The sequence below is a fragment of the Streptomyces sp. NPDC056480 genome, from assembly GCF_042795405.1.
Lineage (GTDB): Bacteria > Actinomycetota > Actinomycetes > Streptomycetales > Streptomycetaceae > Streptomyces.
On sequence record NZ_JBHTSA010000016.1, the window covers coordinates 1 to 19,788 of the forward strand.

Here is a 19,788-nt window from a genome sequence, read left to right on the forward strand (position 1 = left end):
GAGCTGCTCCGCGGCCGTCCGCCGTGCGGAGGGACTGCCGGGTGACGCCGGGCGTCAGGCGCTCGGCGGCGGTGTCGTGCCGCCACTGCCGGGCGTGGGGTCACTGCCGGGCGTGGGCCCGCTGCCGGGGGCGGTCCCGGGGAAGGGGCCGCTGCCGGGCGTCGGGCCGGTTCCGGGCGTGCCCCCGCTCCCCGGCGTGCCGTCGTCCTTGTGACCGATCCGGTCCAGTGCGTCCTTGGCCTTGTCCGTACCGGAATGGATCTTGTCGCTGTACTTGCCCTTGGTCTTCTCGTCGACCAGCTTCGCGGCCTTCTCGATGCCGTGATCGATCTTGCCGCCGTGCTGCTGCGCGAGGTCGGCGACCTTGTCCTTGGCCGGGGCGAGCTTGGCCTTCAGCGAATCCAGGAGACCCATGGGGCACCTTCCCTCCGAGGACCCCCGAGGAGTCCGTGTTCCGTGTGCTGCCTACTTACGGGCGCCTTCTCCGGCCTCGTTGTCCGCGGCGGCCTCGGCGGACTGCTGCTTCGGGATCTCCACGACATCCACGACCTCCACGACCTCCGAGGCGACCGCTCCGGTCTCCACCTCGTCCGCCTCGTCCGCGTCGACGCCGTCCCCCTCCGCGGCCGCGGCCTTCTCCGTGTCGAGCCCGAACGCGGTCGAGGCCTCCACGGCGTCCGTCCCGGCCTCCGTCTCCGGGCCGCCGTCCGCCGCCGGAACGACGGCCCCGGTCTCCGTCTCCTCCGACGAAACCGCGGCCGCATCCTTCTTCTTACGGCGAAACATTGCAAAAACGCCCATATTCACTCCATAGCGTACTCGGATGGGAGGGATTCCGTGATGATCGACGGCCGGAACCTCGCAACAGGCAACGAAGCCGGATGAGCCCCGTCACGTAGCTCATTCGGGGACGGGCCGGGAGGTTTGCGAGACTGGTGCGGTGAGAAGTGCAGCTCCCGCCCCGCGGGTCATCGCCGTCGTCGGCCCCACAGCGGCCGGAAAGTCCGATCTGGGTGTATTCCTGGCCCAGCAGCTCGGGGGCGAGGTCGTCAACGCAGACTCCATGCAGCTCTACCGGGGGATGGACATCGGGACCGCCAAACTGACGCCGGAGGAACGCGGCGGCGTTCCCCACCACCTCCTCGACATCTGGGACGTGACCGAGGCCGCCAGCGTCGCCGAGTACCAGCGGCTCGCCCGCGCCGAGATCGACCGGCTGCTCGCCGCCGGCCGCACCCCCGTCCTCGTCGGCGGCTCCGGTCTGTACGTACGGGGTGCCGTCGACGCCCTCGAGTTCCCCGGCACCGACCCCGCCGTCCGGGCCCGGCTCGAGGCCGAACTCGAGGAGCGCGGCCCCGGCGTCCTGCACGCCCGGCTCGCCGAAGCGGACCCGGAGGCGGCCCGCGCGATCCTGCCCGGCAACGGGCGCCGGATCGTCCGCGCCCTCGAGGTGATCGAGATCACCGGCAAGCCCTTCACCGCCAACCTGCCGGGTCCCGACTCCGTCTACGACACCGTCCAGATCGGCGTCGACGTCGGCCGCCCCGAGCTCGACGAGCGGATCACCACGCGCGTGGACCGGATGTGGGAGGCCGGCCTCGTCGACGAGGTGCGCACCCTGGAGGCCCAGGGCCTGCGCGAGGGACGCACCGCGGCCCGCGCCCTCGGCTACCAGCAGGTCCTCACCGCGCTCGCGGGCGAGTGCACCGAGGACGAGGCGCGCGCCGAGACCGTGCGCGCCACCAAGCGCTTCGCCCGCCGCCAGGACTCGTGGTTCCGCCGTGACCCGCGCGTCCACTGGCTCAGCGGAGCCGTCGAGCACCGGGGGGAACTCCCGGGGCAGGCGCTCGCGTTGGTCGAACGAGCGGTTACAGCCTGATCACGTGATGGCATCGGGACGCCCTGCCCGTCATTTCGGCGGTCGGGAGCGTGCCATCATCGAGCATCGATCGACCAAGTGGAGTCCGAGTGGGGAGGGCGCGTGGCGATGGAGGCCGGCCCTCGCGACAGAGAACAGCACGAATCGGCGCTCGGTGACCCGACGGGTGACACACCGGGCCATCCGACCGACGACCTGCCGGTCGGTGCCCCGGGGCTGACCCCGGACGGCCCCGACGACGCGGTGGGCACCGCCGTCGAGGTGGACGCCGACGAGGTCGAGGTCGAGCTGCGTCCGCAGCGCCGGCTGAGGATCTGGCAGCTCGCCCCGATCGTCGGTCTCGCGGCCGTCGGCTCGCTGATGTTCGCGTTCCCGCTCGCCTTCGGTTCGGGGGACGGCGGCGCCGTCCTCGCCATGCTGGGTCTGCTGATCAGCTTCTGCGCGGCGGGCTGGGGCATGATGGCCGCCCGCAAGGTCGGCTACACCTGGCCGGGTCTTCCGCAGCGCGGCTCGGGCGAGCGCCCGAACTGGCGCTACCTCGCGCTGTACGTGACAACGATCGCAGCGCTGGTCGCCCTCGCGGTCTGGCGCGTCGCCCGCCTGCGCTGATCGCGCGGCGGGACGGTCTCGTACGGAGCCGACGGCGCGGCGGGACGGTCTCACGGAGCCGACGGCGCGGCGGGACGGTCTCACGGAGCCGACGGCGCGGCGGGACGGTCTCACGGAGCCGACCGCGCGCCGGGGCGGTTCTCGTACGGAGCCGACGGCACGCCCGGACAGTCTCGTAGGGAGCCGACCGCGCGCCGGTGCCGCTGGCCCCGTGCCGACCGTCCTGTGCCGACCGCCCTGTGGACGACCGGGCGGCCTGTCGGGGCCACCCCGTACAGTTGATCTCGTGACCAGCGCGCAGACCTCAGCACTCCCGCCCCTCCGGTTCCTCAAGGGCCACGGCACCGAGAACGACTTCGTGATCGTCCCCGACGCGGAGAACGCCGTGGACCTGCCGCCCGCCGCCGTCGCGCGCCTCTGCGACCGACGGGCCGGCATCGGCGGCGACGGTCTGCTGCACGTCGTGCGCAGCGCCGCCCACCCCGAGGCCCGGCACATGGCCGACGAGGCCGAGTGGTTCATGGACTACCGGAACGCCGACGGCTCGGTCGCCGAGATGTGCGGGAACGGGGTCCGGGTCTTCGCCCGCTACCTGGAGCACGCCGGGCACGTCACCGCCGGCGAGGTCGCCGTCGCCACCCGCGGCGGGATCAAGCGCGTCCACCTCGACAAGGACGGCTCCGTCACCGTCGCCATGGGGCGCGCGGTCCTCGCCGAGGCCGGCGTCACCGTCACCGTCGACGGCCGCAGCTGGCCCGCGCGCAACGTGAACATGGGCAACCCGCACGCGGTCGCCTTCGTCGACGACCTCGACCACGCCGGCAACCTGTTCACCGAGCCGCCCTACACGCCGGCCGCGGTCTACCCGGACGGGGTGAACATCGAGTTCGTCGCCGACCGGGGCCCCCGTCACGTCGCCATGAGGGTCCACGAGCGCGGCGCCGCCGAGACCCGCTCCTGCGGCACCGGCGCGTGCGCCGTGGCCGTCGCCACCGCCCGCCGGGACGGCGCCGACCCCGCCGAGAGCGGCACCCCCGTCACGTACACCGTCGACGTGCTCGGCGGGACGCTGGTCATCACCGAGCACCCCGACGGGCAGATCGACATGACGGGCCCCGCGGTGATCGTCGCCGAGGGCACCGTCGACCCCGCCTGGCTCGGCTGAGGCCGAGCGCCCGCAGCGGCGCGGGAATCGAAGGAAGCGACGGAATCGAAACAGTCAACGACTGATTTGTCGCTCGAATGGGTGATCCGTTTCACGCTGAGCGAGAGGGCGACTGCGCCACGTGGTGGGGTCGGTAGCATCAAGCACCGGCCCCCCGGGCACGCCTGGCCCGCCCACCGCCGGTCGACGTTGCCGGAGGTGCCCCATGAGCGCAGAGGCCACCAACCCTGTGAGCGCGGCGGAAGCCGCCGTCACCGATACGACCGCCCGCAGACGCGGACGCGCCCGAATCGACCTGCGCCGGATCGGCCGCGCGGCGCTGCTCGGCGCCACCGCCGGACCGGCCCCCCGAGACCGGCTGCCCGACGCGATCAGCCATGTGGCCGAGGCGCACCGCGCCCACCACCCCGAGGCCGACCTCTCGGTGCTGCGCCGGGCGTACGTCCTCGCGGAGTCCTCGCACCGCGGCCAGTTCCGCAAGAGCGGCGAGCCGTACATCACCCATCCGCTCGCGGTGACCCTGATCCTCGCCGAACTCGGCGCGGAGACCACCACCCTGACCGCGTCCCTCCTCCACGACACCGTCGAGGACACCGATGTGACGCTCGATCAGGTGAGCCGGGAGTTCGGCGACGAGGTCGCCTATCTCGTCGACGGCGTCACCAAGGTGGAGAAGATCGACTACGGCGCCGCCGCCGAGCCGGAGACCTTCCGCAAGATGCTCGTCGCCACCGGCAACGACGTCCGGGTGATGTCGATCAAGCTCGCCGACCGGCTCCACAACATGCGCACGCTCGGGGTGATGCGCCCCGAGAAACAGGCCAGGATCGCCAAGGTGACCCGGGACGTCCTCATCCCGCTGGCCGAGCGGCTCGGGGTCCAGGCCCTCAAGGCCGAGCTGGAGGACCTCGTCTTCGCCATCCTCCACCCCGAGGAGTACGAGAACACCCGCGCGCTCATCGCCGGGAACCCGCACGCGGGCGACGCGCTCGGCGCCGTCGCCGAACAGGTGTCGGCGGTCCTCCGCGAGGCCGGCATCGGCGCCGAAGTACTCGTCCGTCCCCGGCACTTCGTCTCCGTCCACCGCGTCCGCCTCAAGCGCGGCGAGCTGCGCGGCTGCGACTTCGGGCGGCTCCTCGTCCTGGTCTCCGAGGACGCCGACTGCTACGCGGTCCTCGGCGAGCTCCACACCTGTTTCACCCCGGTGATCTCCGAGTTCAAGGACTTCATCGCGGCCCCCAAGTTCAACCTGTACCAGTCCCTGCACACCGCCGTCGCGGCCCCCGACGGTGCCGTGGCCGAGGTCCTCATCCGTACCCATCGGATGCACACGGTCGCGGAGGCGGGGGTCGTCGCCCTCGGCAACCCGCACGTGGGGCAGGAGACGACGGGGCAGGCGGGCGGCACCCCGGACGTCGACGCCCAGGCCACCCCGGCTCCGTCGGCGCCGGCGAACACAGGCCGTCAGGGAACCGCCACCCCCCGGGACACCACCCCCCGGGACGCCGCCGCACACGCCGCACCCGCCACGCCTGCCGCCCGCGCCGCATCAGCCGCATCGGCCGCATCCGGTGCCCCGGCCGTGTCCGAGGCACCGGCCACAGCCGACGCCTCCCACGCTTCCCACGCTCCCGCCACCGTCGACACCCCCGCCGCCGAGGACGGTGAGCGCGTCGACCCCACCCGCCCCGGCTGGCTCTCCCGGCTCCTCGACTGGCAGCAGGCCGCCCCCGACCCGGACACGTTCTGGACCTCGCTCCGCGCCGACCTCGCCGAGGACGACGAGATCACCGTCTTCCGCGCCGACGGCAGCGCCCCGGGCACGATCAGCCTCCCGGCCGGAGCGAGCTGCGTCGACGCCGCCTACGCCCAGCACGGCGAAGCCGCCCACGCCTGTCTCGGCGCGCGCGTCAACGGGCGCCTCGCACCCCTCAGCACCGTCCTGGGCGACGGGGACACCGTCCAGCTGCTGCTCGCCCAGGACGCCGTCTCCGGACCGTCCCCCGAGTGGCTCGACCACGCCCGTACCCCCGCGGCCCGGATCGCGATCACCGGCTGGCTCCAGGCCCATCCGGAGAGCGCCGCTCCGCCCGTCGCCACCACCGGCCCCCGTCCGCAGTCCGGCGTCACCGCCGATCACCGCTCCGGTCCGGAACTCCACGCCGACCTGGAGGGCGAGCCCCGCGCCTCCGTCCGTCCGGCCGGCTGCTGCACCCCCGTACCGCCGGACAAGATCACCGGCTTCCGGGTCCGCGGCGGATCCGTCACCGTCCACCGGACGGGTTGCGCTGCCGTCGACACCATGCGCCGGCTCGGCCGCGAACCCGTCGCCGTCCGCTGGGGCGACACCACCCAGGGCCGGGTCACCCTCGTCGCGGAGTCCTTCGGACGGCCCGGTCTCCTCGCCGACCTCACCGAGGCCATCGCCGTCGCCGGGGCCGCCGTCGTCTCCGCGACCGTCGAGCCGCCCAGCGAGCAGCGGGTCCGCCACACGTACACCCTCCACCTGCCCGACGTGGCCCGGCTCGCGGCCCTCATGCGGGCCATGCGGGACGTGCCCGGGGTGTACGACGTGAGCCGTGCCCGCCACCGCTCCCCGGAGCCACGCAGGGCCTGACGCGCCGGCCCCGATGCGCGGGGGACGGCGCGCTGCCGCGAGGAGAGGGCCCGGTGTGGCGCGGGGCCGGGTCGTGTCCCCCTTCGAGTGGCGGGTGCGCGCGCCGCCCGGGGGAGCGGGCGCGGCCCTGGTAGCCGTAGGGCCAGTCCTCCGGAAAGGCCTGGCCCATGCCGCTCGTCCGAACGCCCCTGCCCCGCCCGCGGTGGCTCCGCTCCGCCGTCCTGGTCGCCGCCTCGGCCGGGCTCGTCGCCGCCGCGCTTCCCGCCCCGGCGCCGCTCGGCATCGGGGACCCCCTCTTCCCTCACCTCGGCAATCCCGGTTACGACGTCCTCTCGTACGCCGTCGACCTCACCTACCCCGGGGTCAACACCGCGCCGCTGGCCGCCGTGACCCGGATCGACGCGCTCGCCACCGACGACCTGGAACGGTTCAACCTCGACTTCACCCACGGCACGGTCTCCGCCGTCACCGTCGACGGTCTGGCCGCCACGTACACCACCAGCGGCGAGGACCTCGTCGTCACCCCCGCCGTGGCGATCGACGAGGGCGAGTCGATCGAGATCACCGTCACCCACACCAGCGACCCGAGCGGTCCCGCCGACACCGGCGGCTGGGTCCGTACCCGCGACGGTCTCGCCATGGCCAACCAGGCCGACGCCGCTCACCGGGTCTTTCCGTCCAACGACCACCCGTCGGACAAGGCGTACTTCACCTTCCGCGTCACCGCCCCCAGCGAGTTCACCGCCGTCGCCAACGGCCTGCCCACCGGCCGGGTCACCCGGGGCGGCACGACGACGTGGACGTACCGCACCAGCCACCCCATGGCCACCGAGCTCGCCCAGGTGTCCATCGGGCGCTCCACCGTCGTGCACCGGTCGGGCCCCCACGGCCTGCCCGTGCGGGACGTGGTGCGCACCGCCGACCGGGAGCTGATGGAGCCCTGGCTCCGCAGGACCCCCGGGCACCTGGAGTGGATGGAGCGGAAGGTCGGCCCGTACCCCTTCGAGACGTACGGGGTGCTCGTCGCGGACGCCACCACGGGCTTCGAGCTGGAGACCCAGACCCTCTCGCTCTTCGAGCGCCGCCTCTTCACCGAGCCGGGCTACCCGGAGTGGTACGTCGACTCGGTCATGGTGCACGAGCTGGCCCACCAGTGGTTCGGCGACAGCGTCTCGCCCCGGACCTGGTCCGACCTCTGGCTCAACGAGGGGCACGCCAGCTGGTACGAGGCGCTGTACGCCGAGGAGACAGCGGGCAAGTCCCTGGAGCGGCGCATGAAGGCCGCCTACGCGGCCTCCGACGGGTGGAGGGCCGACGGCGGCCCGCCGGCCGCCCCCGAGCCGCCCTCGCCCGGCCACAAGATCAGTCTCTTCCGGCCCGTGGTCTACGACGGCAGCGCCCTCGTCCTGTACGCGCTCCGCGAGGAGATCGGCACCGAGGCCTTCGAGCGCCTGGAGCGGCGCTGGGTCGCCGACCACCGGGACGGCACCGCCACCACCGCCGACTTCGTCGCCCTGGCCGGCGAGATCGCCGGACGCGACCTCACCGCCTTCTTCCGTGGCTGGCTGTACGAGGCGAAGACCCCGGCCATGCCCGGTCACCCGGACTGGCGCAGCAGCCCGACCGGCGCCGCGCGGACCGCCCCGAAGCCCGGATGACCACCCCCGAACCGGGCTGACAGGCCCCGAAGCCAGGCTGGGACGGTGGGCCCGGCTGGGACGGGCGGGCCCGAAACCGGCTGGGGCGGCGGGCCCGACCGGCTGGGACGACAGGCCCGAAACCCGGATGACGGGCCCCGCCGGGGCGTGTCACCATCTTCAGGTCGGCGACGCGGCCGACGGACCGGGAATCTTCCCGTTCCCTCACGCGTTGTGACGGCATAAGACTCATCGCTCCCCGGCCCGCCGACACCGGCGCCGCCGCGGAAGCAATCGACGTAAGGATCAAATGACCTCCTCTTCTTCCCCTTCCCAGGACGAGCAGAGCTTCGCGGAGACGAGCCGTACCGAGAGCCTTCGGGCCGATGCCCTGATGGAAGAGGACGTCGCCTGGAGCCACGAGATCGACGGAGAGCGGGACGGCGACCAGTTCGACCGCTCCGAGCGCGCGGCCCTGCGCCGTGTCGTGGGCCTCTCCACCGAGCTCGAGGACGTCACCGAGGTCGAGTACCGCCAGCTGCGCCTGGAGCGCGTCGTGCTGGTCGGTGTCTGGACCTCCGGGACCGTCCAGGACGCGGAGAACTCCCTCGCGGAACTCGCGGCCCTCGCCGAGACGGCGGGCGCCCTCGTGCTCGACGGCGTGATCCAGCGCCGTGACAAGCCGGACCCGGCGACCTTCATCGGCTCCGGCAAGGCGCGCGAACTGCGCGACATCGTGGTCGAGACCGGTGCCGACACCGTCGTCTGCGACGGCGAGCTCAGCCCCGGCCAGCTCATCGCCCTCGAAGACGTCGTCAAGGTCAAGGTGGTCGACCGGACCGCCCTGATCCTCGACATCTTCGCCCAGCACGCCAAGTCCCGAGAGGGCAAGGCGCAGGTCGCGCTGGCGCAGATGCAGTACATGCTGCCGCGCCTCCGTGGCTGGGGCCAGTCGCTCTCCCGTCAGATGGGTGGCGGCGGCGGTGGCGGCATGGCCACCCGTGGTCCCGGTGAGACCAAGATCGAGACCGACCGGCGTCGGATCCGCGAGAAGATGGCGAAGATGCGCCGGGAGATCGCGGAGATGAAGACCGGCCGTGACATCAAGCGGCAGGAGCGGCGCCGCAACAAGGTGCCGTCGGTCGCCATCGCCGGCTACACGAACGCCGGAAAGTCCTCCCTGCTCAACCGCCTCACGGGCGCGGGCGTGCTCGTGGAGAACGCGCTGTTCGCCACGCTCGACCCGACCGTCCGCCGGGCGGAGACGCCCACCGGCCGGGTCTACACCCTGGCCGACACCGTCGGCTTCGTCCGGCACCTGCCGCACCACCTGGTCGAGGCGTTCCGCTCCACCATGGAGGAGGTCGGCGACTCCGACCTCATCCTGCACGTGGTGGACGGCTCGCACCCGGCGCCGGAGGAGCAGCTGGCCGCCGTGCGCGAGGTCTTCCGCGACGTCGGCGCGGTGAACGTGCCGGAGATCGTCGTCATCAACAAGGCGGACGCGGCGGACCCGCTGGTGCTCCAGCGACTGCTGCGGATGGAGAAGCACTCCATCGTGGTCTCGGCCCGTTCGGGCCAGGGCATGCAGGAGCTGCTCGCGCTCATCGACTCCGAGCTGCCGCGCCCGCAGGTCGAGCTCGAAGCCCTCGTGCCGTACACGCAGGGTGGTCTCGTCTCGCGGGTGCACGCCGAGGGCGAGGTCCAGTCCGAGGAGCACACCCCGGAGGGCACCCTGCTCAAGGCCCGGGTGCACGAGGAACTGGCGGCGATGCTCGCGCCGTACGTTCCCGCGGCGCACTGACCTGCCGTACGACGAAGGCGCCGGCCTCCTCCCGCGAGGGAGGGGACCGGCGCCTTCTGCCATGTCGGCGGTGCCGTGACGGTGGTGTCGTGCTGCGGTGTCATGACCGTGGCGTGGCGTCATGCCTGCGGTGTCATGACGGTGGCGTCGTCAATGCCTGCGGTGTCATGACGGCGGTGCCGTGACGGGACGGGTCAGCGGGCGTACTTCTTGCTGACCATCTCGTGGGCCGCCTTCGCGCCCCGGCCCAACTGCGGTCCGGCGAGCCAGCCGTTGCTGCCGGCCGGGCCGATCGAGGTGTTCGACACGAGCGCCGTCTTCCCGTTCGGCAGCACCCGGAACCAGCCGCCGCCGGACGAACCCGCGGTCATCGTGCAGCCGATCCGGTACATCACCGGGGTGGCGGGCGCCGTGGTCGCGCGTCGCCCGGTCCAGGCACTTGTGCATGATCACGCCGTTGTACGGGGCGGCCTGCGGGTATCCCCAGGCGCCGATCGTGCCGGACTGCGCGGGCGCGGGAGCGGAGAAGTCGACGGGCAGCGCGGCGCCGACGGTCTCCTCCAGGGACTTGCCGCCCCGCTGCGGCTGCACGTGCAGCACGGCGTAGTCGTACGGCCAGGCCTGGCCGGTGCCACCGGCCTTGATCCACTCACCCGAGGTCACGGCCCAGTCGGCCCAGTACTGGCCGTACGGGTAGATCTCGTGCGCCTGCGCGTTGTTGAGCGCGGAGGGGGACTTGCCCAGGTCGTTGAAGGCCGGGACGAAGGTGATGTTGCGGTACCAGCCGCCCTTCTTGCCCGCGTGGACACAGTGGCCGGCCGTCCAGACCAGGTTGGACCTACCGGGCCGGCGCGGGTCCTTCACGATGGTGCCGGAGCAGACCATGTGGCCCTGCGGCGAGTCGAAGAAGATCTTCCCGACCGGGGCCGCGTTGCGGTGGTACGGGGTCTTCTCGCGCTGCGCCTTGACGGGGCGGGGCGTCGGGTCGGTGCCGCCGCCTCCGGCCTGCGCCGTGATCGTGGGGTCGGGGCTCTTGGCGGACTGCATCCGGGCCGGGTCCCAGAGGCCGTCGATGACCGGGTTGACGAAGTCCTCGGCCTCACGCAGCCAGGTGTTCGTGTCCCAGTTCTTCCACTCGCCGTCCTTCCACTTGTCCAGGTCGACGCCGTGCTTCTTCAGCTTGTCGGCGAGGTCCTTCGTGAGGTCGGCGCCACCGTCCCCGGTGGCCGCGCCGTCGGTGCCCGACGCGGAACTGCTCGCTCCGGCGGCAGGCTTGTCGGCCGCCGGGGTCTCGGTGGGGCCGCAGGCCGTGGCGGTCAGCGCGAGCGCGGTGACCAGGCCGAGAGCGGCGGGTAGGAGTCGTACGGAACGCATGTGGTGAATTCCCCCTGAGATCATTCCGCGCCCGGAGAGCGGCCGCGCTTCCGGCGCGTTCTCGCCTTGACGTTGCCATGGACGCGTCACTTGCGGTGCACAGTATGCCTGTTGGAACAAACGGTCGGGCGAGGGGCGGAACGGGGGCTCTCCGCGTCCTGGGGGAGCCCCCGAGGGCGGGCGGACATGGGGAGAGGCGAGGCCCCGAGGGCCCCGCCTCCCGTCCCGCGCGCCTACTGCCCGGCGTACTTCTTGCTGACCTCGTCGAACATGGCCTTGGCCTCGGGCCCGAAGCGCGGACCCGCGAGCCAACCGGCCGTCGACGGGCCGATCGAGGTGTTCGACACCAGCGCCGGCTTCCCGTCACTGCCCTGGGCGACCCAGCCGCCACCGGACGAACCACCGGTCATCGAGCAGCCGATGCGGTACATCGTCGGCTGCTCCGCCTTCAGGGACAGCCGGCCCGGCTTGTCCTCGCACTGGAACATCCGCTGGCCGTCGAACGGCGGCGCCGCCGGGTAACCGGTCGCCTTCATGGCCGTGATCTTCGGTACCGCGGGCGCGTTGAAGTTCACGGGGAGCGCCGAACCGACGGTCTCCTCCAGGGACTTGGTCGTGCCGCCCTTCTCCGGGGTCACCTTGATGACCGCGAAGTCGTAGGGAGCACCCGCACCGCCCGTGGACGCGCCCTCGGCGATCCACTGGTCGGAGGTCTTGACCCAGTCCGCCCACCACACGCCGTACGGTGCGATCTGCTCCCGCGGCGCCTTCTCGAGGTCGGCCGTCGACAGCGCGGCGTCGTTGTACGAGGGCACGAAGGCGATGTTGCGGTACCAGCCGCCCTTCTTGCCCTTGTGGACGCAGTGGCCGGCCGTCCACACCATGTTGGACTTGCCGGGGTGCGCCGGGTCCTGAACGACCGTGGCCGAGCAGACCATCGAGCCCTCGGGACCGTCGAAGAAGACCTTCCCGGACTCCGGGGCGTTGTCGTGGTACTTCGCCTCCACGGCCTTCGCCCGCACCACGACCGGCGTCGGGTCGGTCACGCCCTCGTCACCCGAGATGTCCTCCTCCTCGACCGGCTTGTCGGGGCGCTCGGCGTCCCGCATCCGGTCCGGGTCCCAGAGGTCCTCGATGATCGGGTTGACGAAGTCCTTGGCCTCACGCAGCCACTTGTCGCGGTCCCAGTTCTTCCACTCGCCGTCCCGCCACTTGTCGACGTCGATCCCGTGTTCCTTCAGGCGGTCCTTCAGGTCCTCCGGAATCTTGATCTTGTCGGCCGGGTTCTGGGCGGTCGCGGGCGAGCTGGGCTTGTCTCCCGCGTTCTCCTCGCTCGGGCCGCAGGCCGTAACGGTGAGCGTCAGCGCCGCGACGGCGGAAGCCGCCGTCAGCAACGGACGAATCGATCGCATCTCGTGATCCCCCTGGGACTACGTCAACTTGTGCATGGACAGCGGCCGCGCCCGTGCGGGCGGCGGCCGACGGCCCCCACTATGCCGGTGCCGGAGGGGACGGTACGCGGCCGGTCGGCGGTTCCGGCCATCGTTCCGTCGTTGCCGTGACGTGATCCGGGACACGCCAAGTTCTTGCCTCCGGCCCGTGATCCTGGGCTGTTCGCGTCGTTGGTACATACGGGGGACACAACGGTGGCGTTCAGGGCGGCCCTTGCGGCGGCTCCGCGACGTCCCGATGTGCAACGCAACTGTTACAGCGGGAGGACACCGAGCCGTGGCCGTGACCGAATCAGCTCCGGCCGTTCCACCGGCCGCGCGGACGCAGACCCGGACGCCCGACGGGCCCGTCACCGGACCGCCCGACGAGCCCGGCGCAGGGACGCACACGCCGACGACCCGGCACACCCCGAACCGAGGCCCCTCGGACCGAGCGGCACCGGCCCAGGGGGCTCCGGCACAGCCGGCCCTGGCCCAGACGGGTCCGGCTCAGACGGGTGCGGCTCAGACGGGTCCGGCTCAGACGGGTGCGGCTCAGACGGGTGCGGCTCAGGGGGGCCTGGCCCAGGCGGCGGGTCCGGCTCAGGAGGGCCTGGCACAGTCGGGCCTGGCCCAGTCGGGTCCGGCCGAGGCGGGTCAGGCTCAGGGGGTTGCGGATCGGGGGGTTGCGGTTCGGGCGGCTTCCGCCCAGGGATCCCCGGACCAGAGTGGTGGTGGCGGGTACGAAGGCATTCTGCGCCGCCAGTCCCTGCGCGAGTCCGCCGCCCGCACCTACGCCCGCTCCCTGCCCATCGTCCCCGTGCGGGCGCGAGGGCTGACCATCGAGGGCGCCGACGGCCGCCGCTACCTGGACTGCCTGTCGGGCGCAGGGACGCTCGCCCTCGGCCACAACCACCCCGTGGTCCTGGAAGCCGTCAAGAAGGTCCTCGACTCCGGGGCCCCGCTCCATGTCCTCGACCTCGCCACCCCCGTCAAGGACGCCTTCACCTCTGAGCTGTTCGCCACCCTGCCGGGCGAACTCGCCGACAACGCCCGCATCCAGTTCTGCGGACCTGCCGGAACGGACGCCGTGGAGGCCGCCCTCAAACTGGTCCGCACCGCCACCGGCCGCAGCGGACTCCTCGCCTTCACCGGCGCCTATCACGGCATGACGTCCGGCGCCCTCGACGCCTCGGGCGGAGCCACCGACGTCCGCGTCACCCGGCTGCCGTACCCGCACTCGTACCGCTGCCCCTACGGCGTCGGCGGCGCCCGCGGCGCCCAACTCGCCGCCCGCTGGACCGAGAGCCTCCTCGACGACCCCAAGAGCGGCGTCACCACCCCCGCCGGAATGATCCTCGAAGCCGTCCAGGGCGAGGGCGGGGTCATCCCCGCGCCCGACGACTGGATGCGCCGGATGCGCCGGATCACCGCCGACCGCTCCATTCCGCTCGTCGTCGACGAGGTCCAGACCGGCGTCGGCCGCACCGGCGCCTTCTGGGCCGTCGAGCACAGCGGCGTTGTGCCCGACGTCATGGTCCTCTCCAAGGCCATCGGCGGCTCCCTTCCCCTCGCCGTCATCGTCTACAGGTCCGAACTCGACGCCTGGGAACCCGGCGCCCACGCCGGCACCTTCCGCGGCAACCAGCTCGCCATGGCCGCCGGCACGGCCACCCTCGCGTACGTCCGCGAGAACGGACTCGCCGAGCGGGCCGGCATCCTCGGCGCCCGCATCCTCGGCCAACTCCGGGGCCTCGCCGCCGCCCACCCCTGCGTCGGCGACGTCCGCGGCCGGGGACTCATGATCGGCGTCGAACTCGTCGACCCCGACGCGGCGGGACCGGACGACCCCGTACCGCCCGCCGCCCCCGCCCTGGCCCTCGCCGTCCAGCAGGAGTGCCTCGCCCGCGGCCTCATCGTCGAACTGGGCGGCCGCCACTCCGCCGTGGTCCGGCTCCTGCCCCCGCTCACGCTCACCGACGAGCAGGCCACCGCCGTCCTGGACCGCTTCGCCGACGCCCTCGCCGCGGCCGAACGGGCCCACATCCCCCAGCTGCCCGCCGCCCGCAGGCCCACGGCCCCCCGGACCGCCCCCGGGCCGTCCCACTGACCCGGGCCGCCCCGGCCCCGCCCCCCAAGGAAGCCCCCGTGAACGCCACGCCCCCCTCCCCGGCACCCGAGACCGAGGCCCCCCTCGCCGTCGAGCAACTCACCTCCCAGGTCCTCGCCTCCACGGCGCTTGATGCCTCCCTGCTGACAACCGACTCCCTCGCCACCGAGGGACTCACCCCCACGGAACCCCCCTCCCACCTCCTCACCCCCGCCCCTCTCCCCGGCTCCGAACCTCTCCACAGCACCGAACCGGACACGACACCCCCCGTCACCACGGCCTCAGGCACCACGGCCGTCGGCACCACGGCCCCCGTCATCACGCCCTGCGGCCCTGCGGCCCCCGTCATCACGCCCTGCGGCCCTGCGGCCGTCGGCACCACGGACTCCGGCACCATGGCCGTCGGCTCCACGGCCTCCGGCTCCACTGGCCTCGGCACCAGCGAGCGCGCTGCCACGGAGCCCGCCGCCACGGAGCCTGCCGCCGCAGCAGCAGCAGCCCGCTCCGCCGACGCCACGGTCCCGCGCCAGCACATCGGCCCGTACGACCCCCGACCGCACCGCACGGCCGCCGGGACCGACTTGCTGAGCGACTCGCACGCCCACCCGCACCGCCCGGCCGGCGCCACCGCCCCGCAGCGGGACACGGCCCCGGCTCCGGACCCGCACCACCCGGCCGGCGCCGACCCCCTGGACGACCCGGACCCGCAGCGCGCCGCCGACGCCGCCGCCGTCGAGAACCTCCTCCGCTGCTGGGTCCGCGAGAAGAACCTGCCGGCCCCGGGCTCCACCACCCTGCGCATCTCCCTCGACGCCAGCGGCACCGCCCTCCTCGTCCCCGTCCGCTACTGGTCGCCCACCGGCTGGCACCGCTTCGGCGCCCCCGCCCTCGAAGGCCTCCCGGCCACGGCCCCCACAGTCGACGCCGTGACCGTGGCCGCCCTGCTCAGCCGGGAGACCGGCCGCCCCGAGGGAACGGAACTCGTCGGCAGGGTCGCCGACTCGGCCCGCCGCACCGCCGACTTCCTCACCGAGCGCCGCCGCTCGCCCCAACCGCACCCGGACGCCGACCTCTTCCTCGCCGCCGAGCAGTCCCTGATGCTCGGCCACCCCCTCCACCCCACGCCCAAGAGCCGCGAAGGCCTCTCCGACGCCGAGGCCCGGCTCTACTCACCCGAACTGCACGGCTCCTTCCCCCTCCACTGGCTCGCCGTCGACTCCTCCGTCCTGGCCTCCGACTCCGGCTGGACCGAACAGGGCCGTCCCGTCAGCGCCGAGCAACTCGCCATCGGCCTCGCCGAAGGGCTCGCGCTCCCCGCCGGAACGGCGCCTCTGCCCGTCCACCCCTGGCAGGCCCGCGAGCTGCTGCACCGCGCCGACATCCGCGACCTCATCGACGCCGGCCTCCTCCACGATCTCGGCCTCCACGGCAGCCCGTGGCACCCCACCTCCTCCGTCCGAACCGTGCACCGCCCCGGCGCCCGGGCCATGCTGAAGCTCTCCCTCGGCCTGCGCATCACCAACTCGCGCCGCGAGAACCTCCGCAAGGAGCTCCACCGCGGCGTCGAGGTCCACCGGCTGCTCCGTACCGGCCTCGTCGACGAATGGCAGGCCGCCCACCCGGGCTTCGACATCGTGCGCGACCCCGCATGGCTCGCCGTCGACACCCCGGACGGCGCCCCCGTCCCCGGCCTCGACCTCATGATTCGCCACAACCCCTTCGGGCCCGGCGACGACGCCGTCTGCATCGCCTCCCTCACCGCCCCCCGGCCCTGGCCGGGAACCGGCGCCATGCGCTCCCGCCTCGCCGATGTCATCGGCCGCCTCTCCGCACGTACCGGCCGTCCCACCACGGCCGTCGCCGCCGAGTGGTTCCTCCGCTACCTCGACCAGGTCGTCCGCCCCGTCCTCTGGCTCGACGGACACGCCGGCATCGCCCTGGAGGCCCACCAGCAGAACACCCTGGTGCTCCTCGACCCCGACGGCTGGCCCGTCGGCGGGCGCTACCGCGACAATCAGGGCTACTACTTCCGCGAGTCCCACCGGAGCGAGCTGGAGAGCCGCCTCCCCGGCATCGGCGCCGCAAGCGACACCTTCGTCTCCGACCAGGTCACCGACGAGCGCTTCGCCTACTACCTGGGCATCAACAACATCCTCGGCCTGATCGGCGCCTTCGGCGCCCAGCACCTCGCCGACGAGCGCGTCCTGCTCGCGGCCCTCCGCAGCTTCCTCACCTCCGCCACCAGCCTCGGCTCACCCCTGCCGCACCGCCTCCTGGAAGCCGCGACCCTCCGCAGCAAGGCCAACCTCCTCACCCGCCTGCACGGCATGGACGAACTCGTCGGACCCGTCGACACCCAGTCCGTCTACGTCACCGTCACCAACCCCCTCCGCGCCTGAGCCCGCCTTCGAAGAACCCACGCCCCGACCGCACCGCCGAGAGGAGAGCGACACCGTGTCACCCACCCGCCCACCGGCCGACCCGCCCGGTGACGACACCCTCGACCTGAGGCTCGACGAACTCGTCACCCTCCTCGAAGGCGGTCACATCGACGCCGAACTCCTCGACGGCGACCTGCTGGACTCCGTCGCCTCCTGGAACCCGGTCCACACGGCCGTCGGCGTCTTCCAGCTCGTCCCCGTGCGGCTCGACCGCGACCTGCCGGTCGTCGCCCGATGGATGAACGACCCCGCCGTCGCCGCCTTCTGGGAACTGGCCGGACCCGAGACCGTGACCGCCGAGCACATCCGTACCCAACTTGAGGGCGACGGCCGCAGCGTCCCCTGCCTCGGAGTGCTCGACGCCACGCCCATGAGCTACTTCGAGATCTACCGCGCCGACCTCGACCCGCTCGCCCGGCACTACCCGGCGCGCCCCCACGACACCGGTATCCATCTGCTGATCGGAGGCGTCACCGACCGGGGCCGCGGCGTCGGCAGCACACTGCTGCGCGCCGTCGCCGATCTCGTCCTCGACCACCGTCCCCGCTGTACCCGCGTCGTCGCCGAACCCGACATCCGTAACACCCCCTCCGTCTCTGCCTTCCTCAGCGGCGGCTTCCGCTTCGCGGCGGAAGTCGACCTCCCTGACAAGCGAGCGGCGCTCATGATGCGTGACCGCGCCCTCCGTCACGTTCTGTGAACAACCCTCTGTCTTCTATACACCGCCCGACCCACAGCGGTTCCCACTCCGAGGAGTCCTCGTGTCGATGTCCCCTGCACCCCACGACTCCGCACAGCCCACCCACTCCGCCACAGCTCCCGCCCCTGCCCCAGGGGCGGCGGCACCGGCGCCGGCATCCGCACCGCCCACGTCCCCCGAGCTGCTCGCACCGCCTGAGCTGCACGCACCACCTGAGCTGCTCGCACCGCCCGAGCTGAACGCCGCCGCCTGGACCAAGGCCTCCTCCCGGCTCCTCGCCAAGGCCCTCGCCGAGTTCGCCTACGAGGAGATCGTCGAACCCACGCCGGTCGCGGACGAACCGGACCTCCACGCCCTGCGGCTCGACGACGGCAGCACCCTCACCTTCCGTGCCCGCCGGGGCGCCTACGGCAGCTGGTACGTCGCCGCCGACTCGATCGCCCACGAGGGCCGGCCCATGACCGACGTCCTCGACTTCCTGGTCCGCGCCCGCCGCCTCCTCCAGCTCGACGGCGCGACCCTCGGCCACCTCATCCGCGAGCTCTCCGCCACCCTCGCCGCCGACGCCCGCCTCGACCACACCGCCCTCCCCGCCGCCCGGCTCGCCGACCTCTCCTACGCCGAGCTCGAAGGGCACCAGACCGGCCACCCCTGGCTCGTCCTCAACAAGGGCCGCATCGGTTTCTCCGCCACCGACGCCGCACACTGGGCCCCCGAGGCCCGCCGGGCCACCCGGCTGCCCTGGATCGCCGTCAGCAACCGCCTCGCCGCCTACCGGGGCGTGTCCGGGCTCGGCACTCCCGACCGTCTCTACGCCCAGGAGCTCGACCCCGAGGTCCACGAGGCGTTCCGCGCCGAACTGACCGCCCGCGGTCACGAACCCGACGGCTATCTCCTGCTGCCCGTCCACCCCTGGCAGTGGGACGAGATCCTGCTTCCGCTCTACGCCCCGGCCATCGCCGCCGGGACCGTCGTCCCGCTCTCCGCGGACGGCGACCTCCGGCTGCCGCAGCAGTCGGTCCGTACCTTCCTCAACACCAGCCGCCCCGACCGGCACACCGTCAAACTCCCGCTGTCCGTGCTCAACACCCTTGTCTGGCGCGGCCTGCCCACCGAACGCACCCTCGCCGCCCCGGCCGTCACCGCCTGGGTGCACGGCCTCCGTGACGGCGACCCGTTCCTGCGGGACGAGTGCGGGGTGATCCTCCTCGGCGAGGTCGCCTCCGTCACCGTCGAGCACCCCCTGTACGACCGGCTGCCCGAAGTCCCGTACCAGTACAAGGAACTCCTCGGCGCGATCTGGCGCGAACCGCTGCGGCTGCCCCCGGGCGAGCGGGCCCGCACGCTCGCCTCCCTGCTCCACACCGACCCCCAGGGGCGGGCCTTCGCCGCCGAACTCGTCGAGCGCTCCGGGCTCGCCCCGGCCGTCTGGCTCCAGCACCTCTTCGCCGCGCTGCTGCCCCCGCTGCTGCACTTCCTCTACCGCTACGGCACGGTCTTCTCCCCGCACGGCGAGAACGCCATCGTCGTCTACGACGGAGAGGACGTCCCCGTACGCCTGGCGATCAAGGACTTCGTCGACGACGTGAACATCAGCGCCCAGCCGCTTCCCGAGCACGACACCCTGCCGGACGACGTACGCGCCGTCCTCCTGACCGAGGAGCCCGACTTCCTCGTCCAGTTCATCCATTCGGGGCTCTTCGTCGGCGTCTTCCGCTATCTGGCACCGCTCTGCGAGCAGCAACTCGGTGTGCCGGAAGAGGACTTCTGGGCCCTCGTCCGCGCGGAGATCCTGCGTCACCAGGCCCGCTTCCCCGAGCTGAAGGAACGGTTCGAGCTCTTCGACCTCCTCACCCCCCGGATCGAGCGGCTCTGCCTCAACCGCAACCGTCTGCACCTGGACGGCTACCGGGACCGCCCCGAGCGACCCCACGCGGCCGTCCACGGGACCGTGCCCAACCCGCTCGCGTGACACGCGCGCGTGCCTCGGCTGTCAGTGGCGCCCCGTAGGGTGGAAGGGCT

At 72.9% G+C, this 19,788-nt stretch carries 14 protein-coding genes and 1 pseudogene; 10 read left to right on the forward strand and 5 right to left on the reverse strand.

Annotated features, from left to right (window positions below; all coding sequences use genetic code 11):
• Positions 1–54: 54 nt before the first annotated feature.
• Positions 55–414 carry an antitoxin gene (locus ACFQ79_RS10085; protein ID WP_383580974.1) on the reverse strand — a complete coding sequence of 120 codons (360 nt, stop codon included), beginning with the start codon at positions 412–414 and terminating at the stop codon, positions 55–57.
• Positions 415–465: 51 nt separating this feature from the next.
• Entirely contained in the window at positions 466–801 is a 336-nt protein-coding gene (locus tag ACFQ79_RS10090; RefSeq protein WP_383580976.1) for a hypothetical protein, read from the reverse strand.
• A gap of 139 nt (positions 802–940) precedes the next feature.
• Between ACFQ79_RS10090 and miaA the strand changes: the two genes are divergently transcribed.
• The 6 genes from miaA to hflX all read left to right on the forward strand — a co-directional run bounded on the left by miaA (position 941) and on the right by hflX (position 9,711).
• Positions 941–1,879: a tRNA (adenosine(37)-N6)-dimethylallyltransferase MiaA gene (gene miaA / locus ACFQ79_RS10095; RefSeq protein WP_383580978.1), complete on the forward strand. Its 939-nt coding sequence runs from the start codon at positions 941–943 to the stop codon at positions 1,877–1,879.
• Positions 1,880–1,987: 108 nt separating this feature from the next.
• Positions 1,988–2,488: a hypothetical protein gene (locus ACFQ79_RS10100; protein ID WP_383581117.1), complete on the forward strand. Its 501-nt coding sequence runs from the start codon at positions 1,988–1,990 to the stop codon at positions 2,486–2,488.
• Between the two features lie 286 nt (positions 2,489–2,774).
• A complete protein-coding gene (dapF, locus tag ACFQ79_RS10105; protein ID WP_383580980.1) occupies positions 2,775–3,653 on the forward strand; it encodes a diaminopimelate epimerase in 879 nt (292 codons plus the stop codon).
• A gap of 205 nt (positions 3,654–3,858) precedes the next feature.
• Entirely contained in the window at positions 3,859–6,270 is a 2,412-nt protein-coding gene (locus ACFQ79_RS10110) for a RelA/SpoT family protein (protein WP_383580982.1), read from the forward strand.
• A 167-nt stretch (positions 6,271–6,437) separates the two neighbouring features.
• Positions 6,438–7,928, forward strand: coding sequence for a M1 family metallopeptidase (locus ACFQ79_RS10115; protein ID WP_383580984.1), 1,491 nt, complete (start codon positions 6,438–6,440; stop codon positions 7,926–7,928).
• 289 nt (positions 7,929–8,217) lie between these two features.
• Positions 8,218–9,711, forward strand: a complete 1,494-nt coding sequence (gene hflX / locus ACFQ79_RS10120; protein ID WP_383580986.1) for a GTPase HflX — start codon at positions 8,218–8,220, stop codon at positions 9,709–9,711.
• 194 nt (positions 9,712–9,905) lie between these two features.
• Here the strand turns inward: hflX and ACFQ79_RS10125 are convergent.
• The 3 genes and pseudogenes from ACFQ79_RS10125 to ACFQ79_RS10135 form a co-directional block, all read right to left on the reverse strand.
• Positions 9,906–11,085 (reverse strand): annotated as a pseudogene (locus ACFQ79_RS10125) (trypsin-like serine peptidase).
• A gap of 233 nt (positions 11,086–11,318) precedes the next feature.
• Complete coding sequence (locus ACFQ79_RS10130) at positions 11,319–12,497, reverse strand: trypsin-like serine peptidase (protein WP_383580988.1); 1,179 nt, start codon at positions 12,495–12,497, stop codon at positions 11,319–11,321.
• A gap of 331 nt (positions 12,498–12,828) precedes the next feature.
• Entirely contained in the window at positions 12,829–13,281 is a 453-nt protein-coding gene (locus tag ACFQ79_RS10135; protein ID WP_383581120.1) for a pentapeptide repeat-containing protein, read from the reverse strand.
• On the opposite strand from ACFQ79_RS10135, the gene ACFQ79_RS10140 reads away from it, so the two are divergent.
• From ACFQ79_RS10140 to ACFQ79_RS10155, 4 genes are all read left to right on the forward strand, one after another.
• On the forward strand, positions 13,267–14,625 hold the full coding sequence (locus tag ACFQ79_RS10140; RefSeq protein ID WP_383581123.1) for a diaminobutyrate--2-oxoglutarate transaminase family protein: 1,359 nt from the start codon (positions 13,267–13,269) through the stop codon (positions 14,623–14,625). The genes ACFQ79_RS10135 and ACFQ79_RS10140 overlap by 15 nt on opposite strands.
• 395 nt (positions 14,626–15,020) lie before the next feature.
• A complete protein-coding gene (locus tag ACFQ79_RS10145; protein ID WP_383581126.1) occupies positions 15,021–17,024 on the forward strand; it encodes an IucA/IucC family protein in 2,004 nt (667 codons plus the stop codon).
• 55 nt (positions 17,025–17,079) lie between these two features.
• Positions 17,080–17,766, forward strand: a complete 687-nt coding sequence (locus ACFQ79_RS10150) for a GNAT family N-acetyltransferase (protein ID WP_383580990.1) — start codon at positions 17,080–17,082, stop codon at positions 17,764–17,766.
• A gap of 67 nt (positions 17,767–17,833) precedes the next feature.
• A complete protein-coding gene (locus ACFQ79_RS10155; protein WP_383580993.1) occupies positions 17,834–19,738 on the forward strand; it encodes an IucA/IucC family protein in 1,905 nt (634 codons plus the stop codon).
• Positions 19,739–19,788 lie beyond the last annotated feature (50 nt).

What these genes read in the sequence shown, in the direction of transcription:
- ACFQ79_RS10110 (WP_383580982.1), top strand. Translation starts at nt 3,859, where the DNA reads ATGAGCGCAGAGGCCACCAACCCTGTGAGCGCGGCGGAAGCCGCCGTC.
- ACFQ79_RS10145 (WP_383581126.1), top strand. Translation starts at nt 15,021, where the DNA reads ATGGCCGTCGGCTCCACGGCCTCCGGCTCCACTGGCCTCGGCACCAGC.
- ACFQ79_RS10085 (WP_383580974.1), bottom strand. Translation starts at nt 414, where the DNA reads ATGGGTCTCCTGGATTCGCTGAAGGCCAAGCTCGCCCCGGCCAAGGAC.
- ACFQ79_RS10100 (WP_383581117.1), top strand. Translation starts at nt 1,988, where the DNA reads ATGGAGGCCGGCCCTCGCGACAGAGAACAGCACGAATCGGCGCTCGGT.
- ACFQ79_RS10155 (WP_383580993.1), top strand. Translation starts at nt 17,834, where the DNA reads ATGTCCCCTGCACCCCACGACTCCGCACAGCCCACCCACTCCGCCACA.
- ACFQ79_RS10090 (WP_383580976.1), bottom strand. Translation starts at nt 801, where the DNA reads ATGGGCGTTTTTGCAATGTTTCGCCGTAAGAAGAAGGATGCGGCCGCG.
- ACFQ79_RS10115 (WP_383580984.1), top strand. Translation starts at nt 6,438, where the DNA reads ATGCCGCTCGTCCGAACGCCCCTGCCCCGCCCGCGGTGGCTCCGCTCC.
- ACFQ79_RS10130 (WP_383580988.1), bottom strand. Translation starts at nt 12,497, where the DNA reads ATGCGATCGATTCGTCCGTTGCTGACGGCGGCTTCCGCCGTCGCGGCG.
- hflX (WP_383580986.1), top strand. Translation starts at nt 8,218, where the DNA reads ATGACCTCCTCTTCTTCCCCTTCCCAGGACGAGCAGAGCTTCGCGGAG.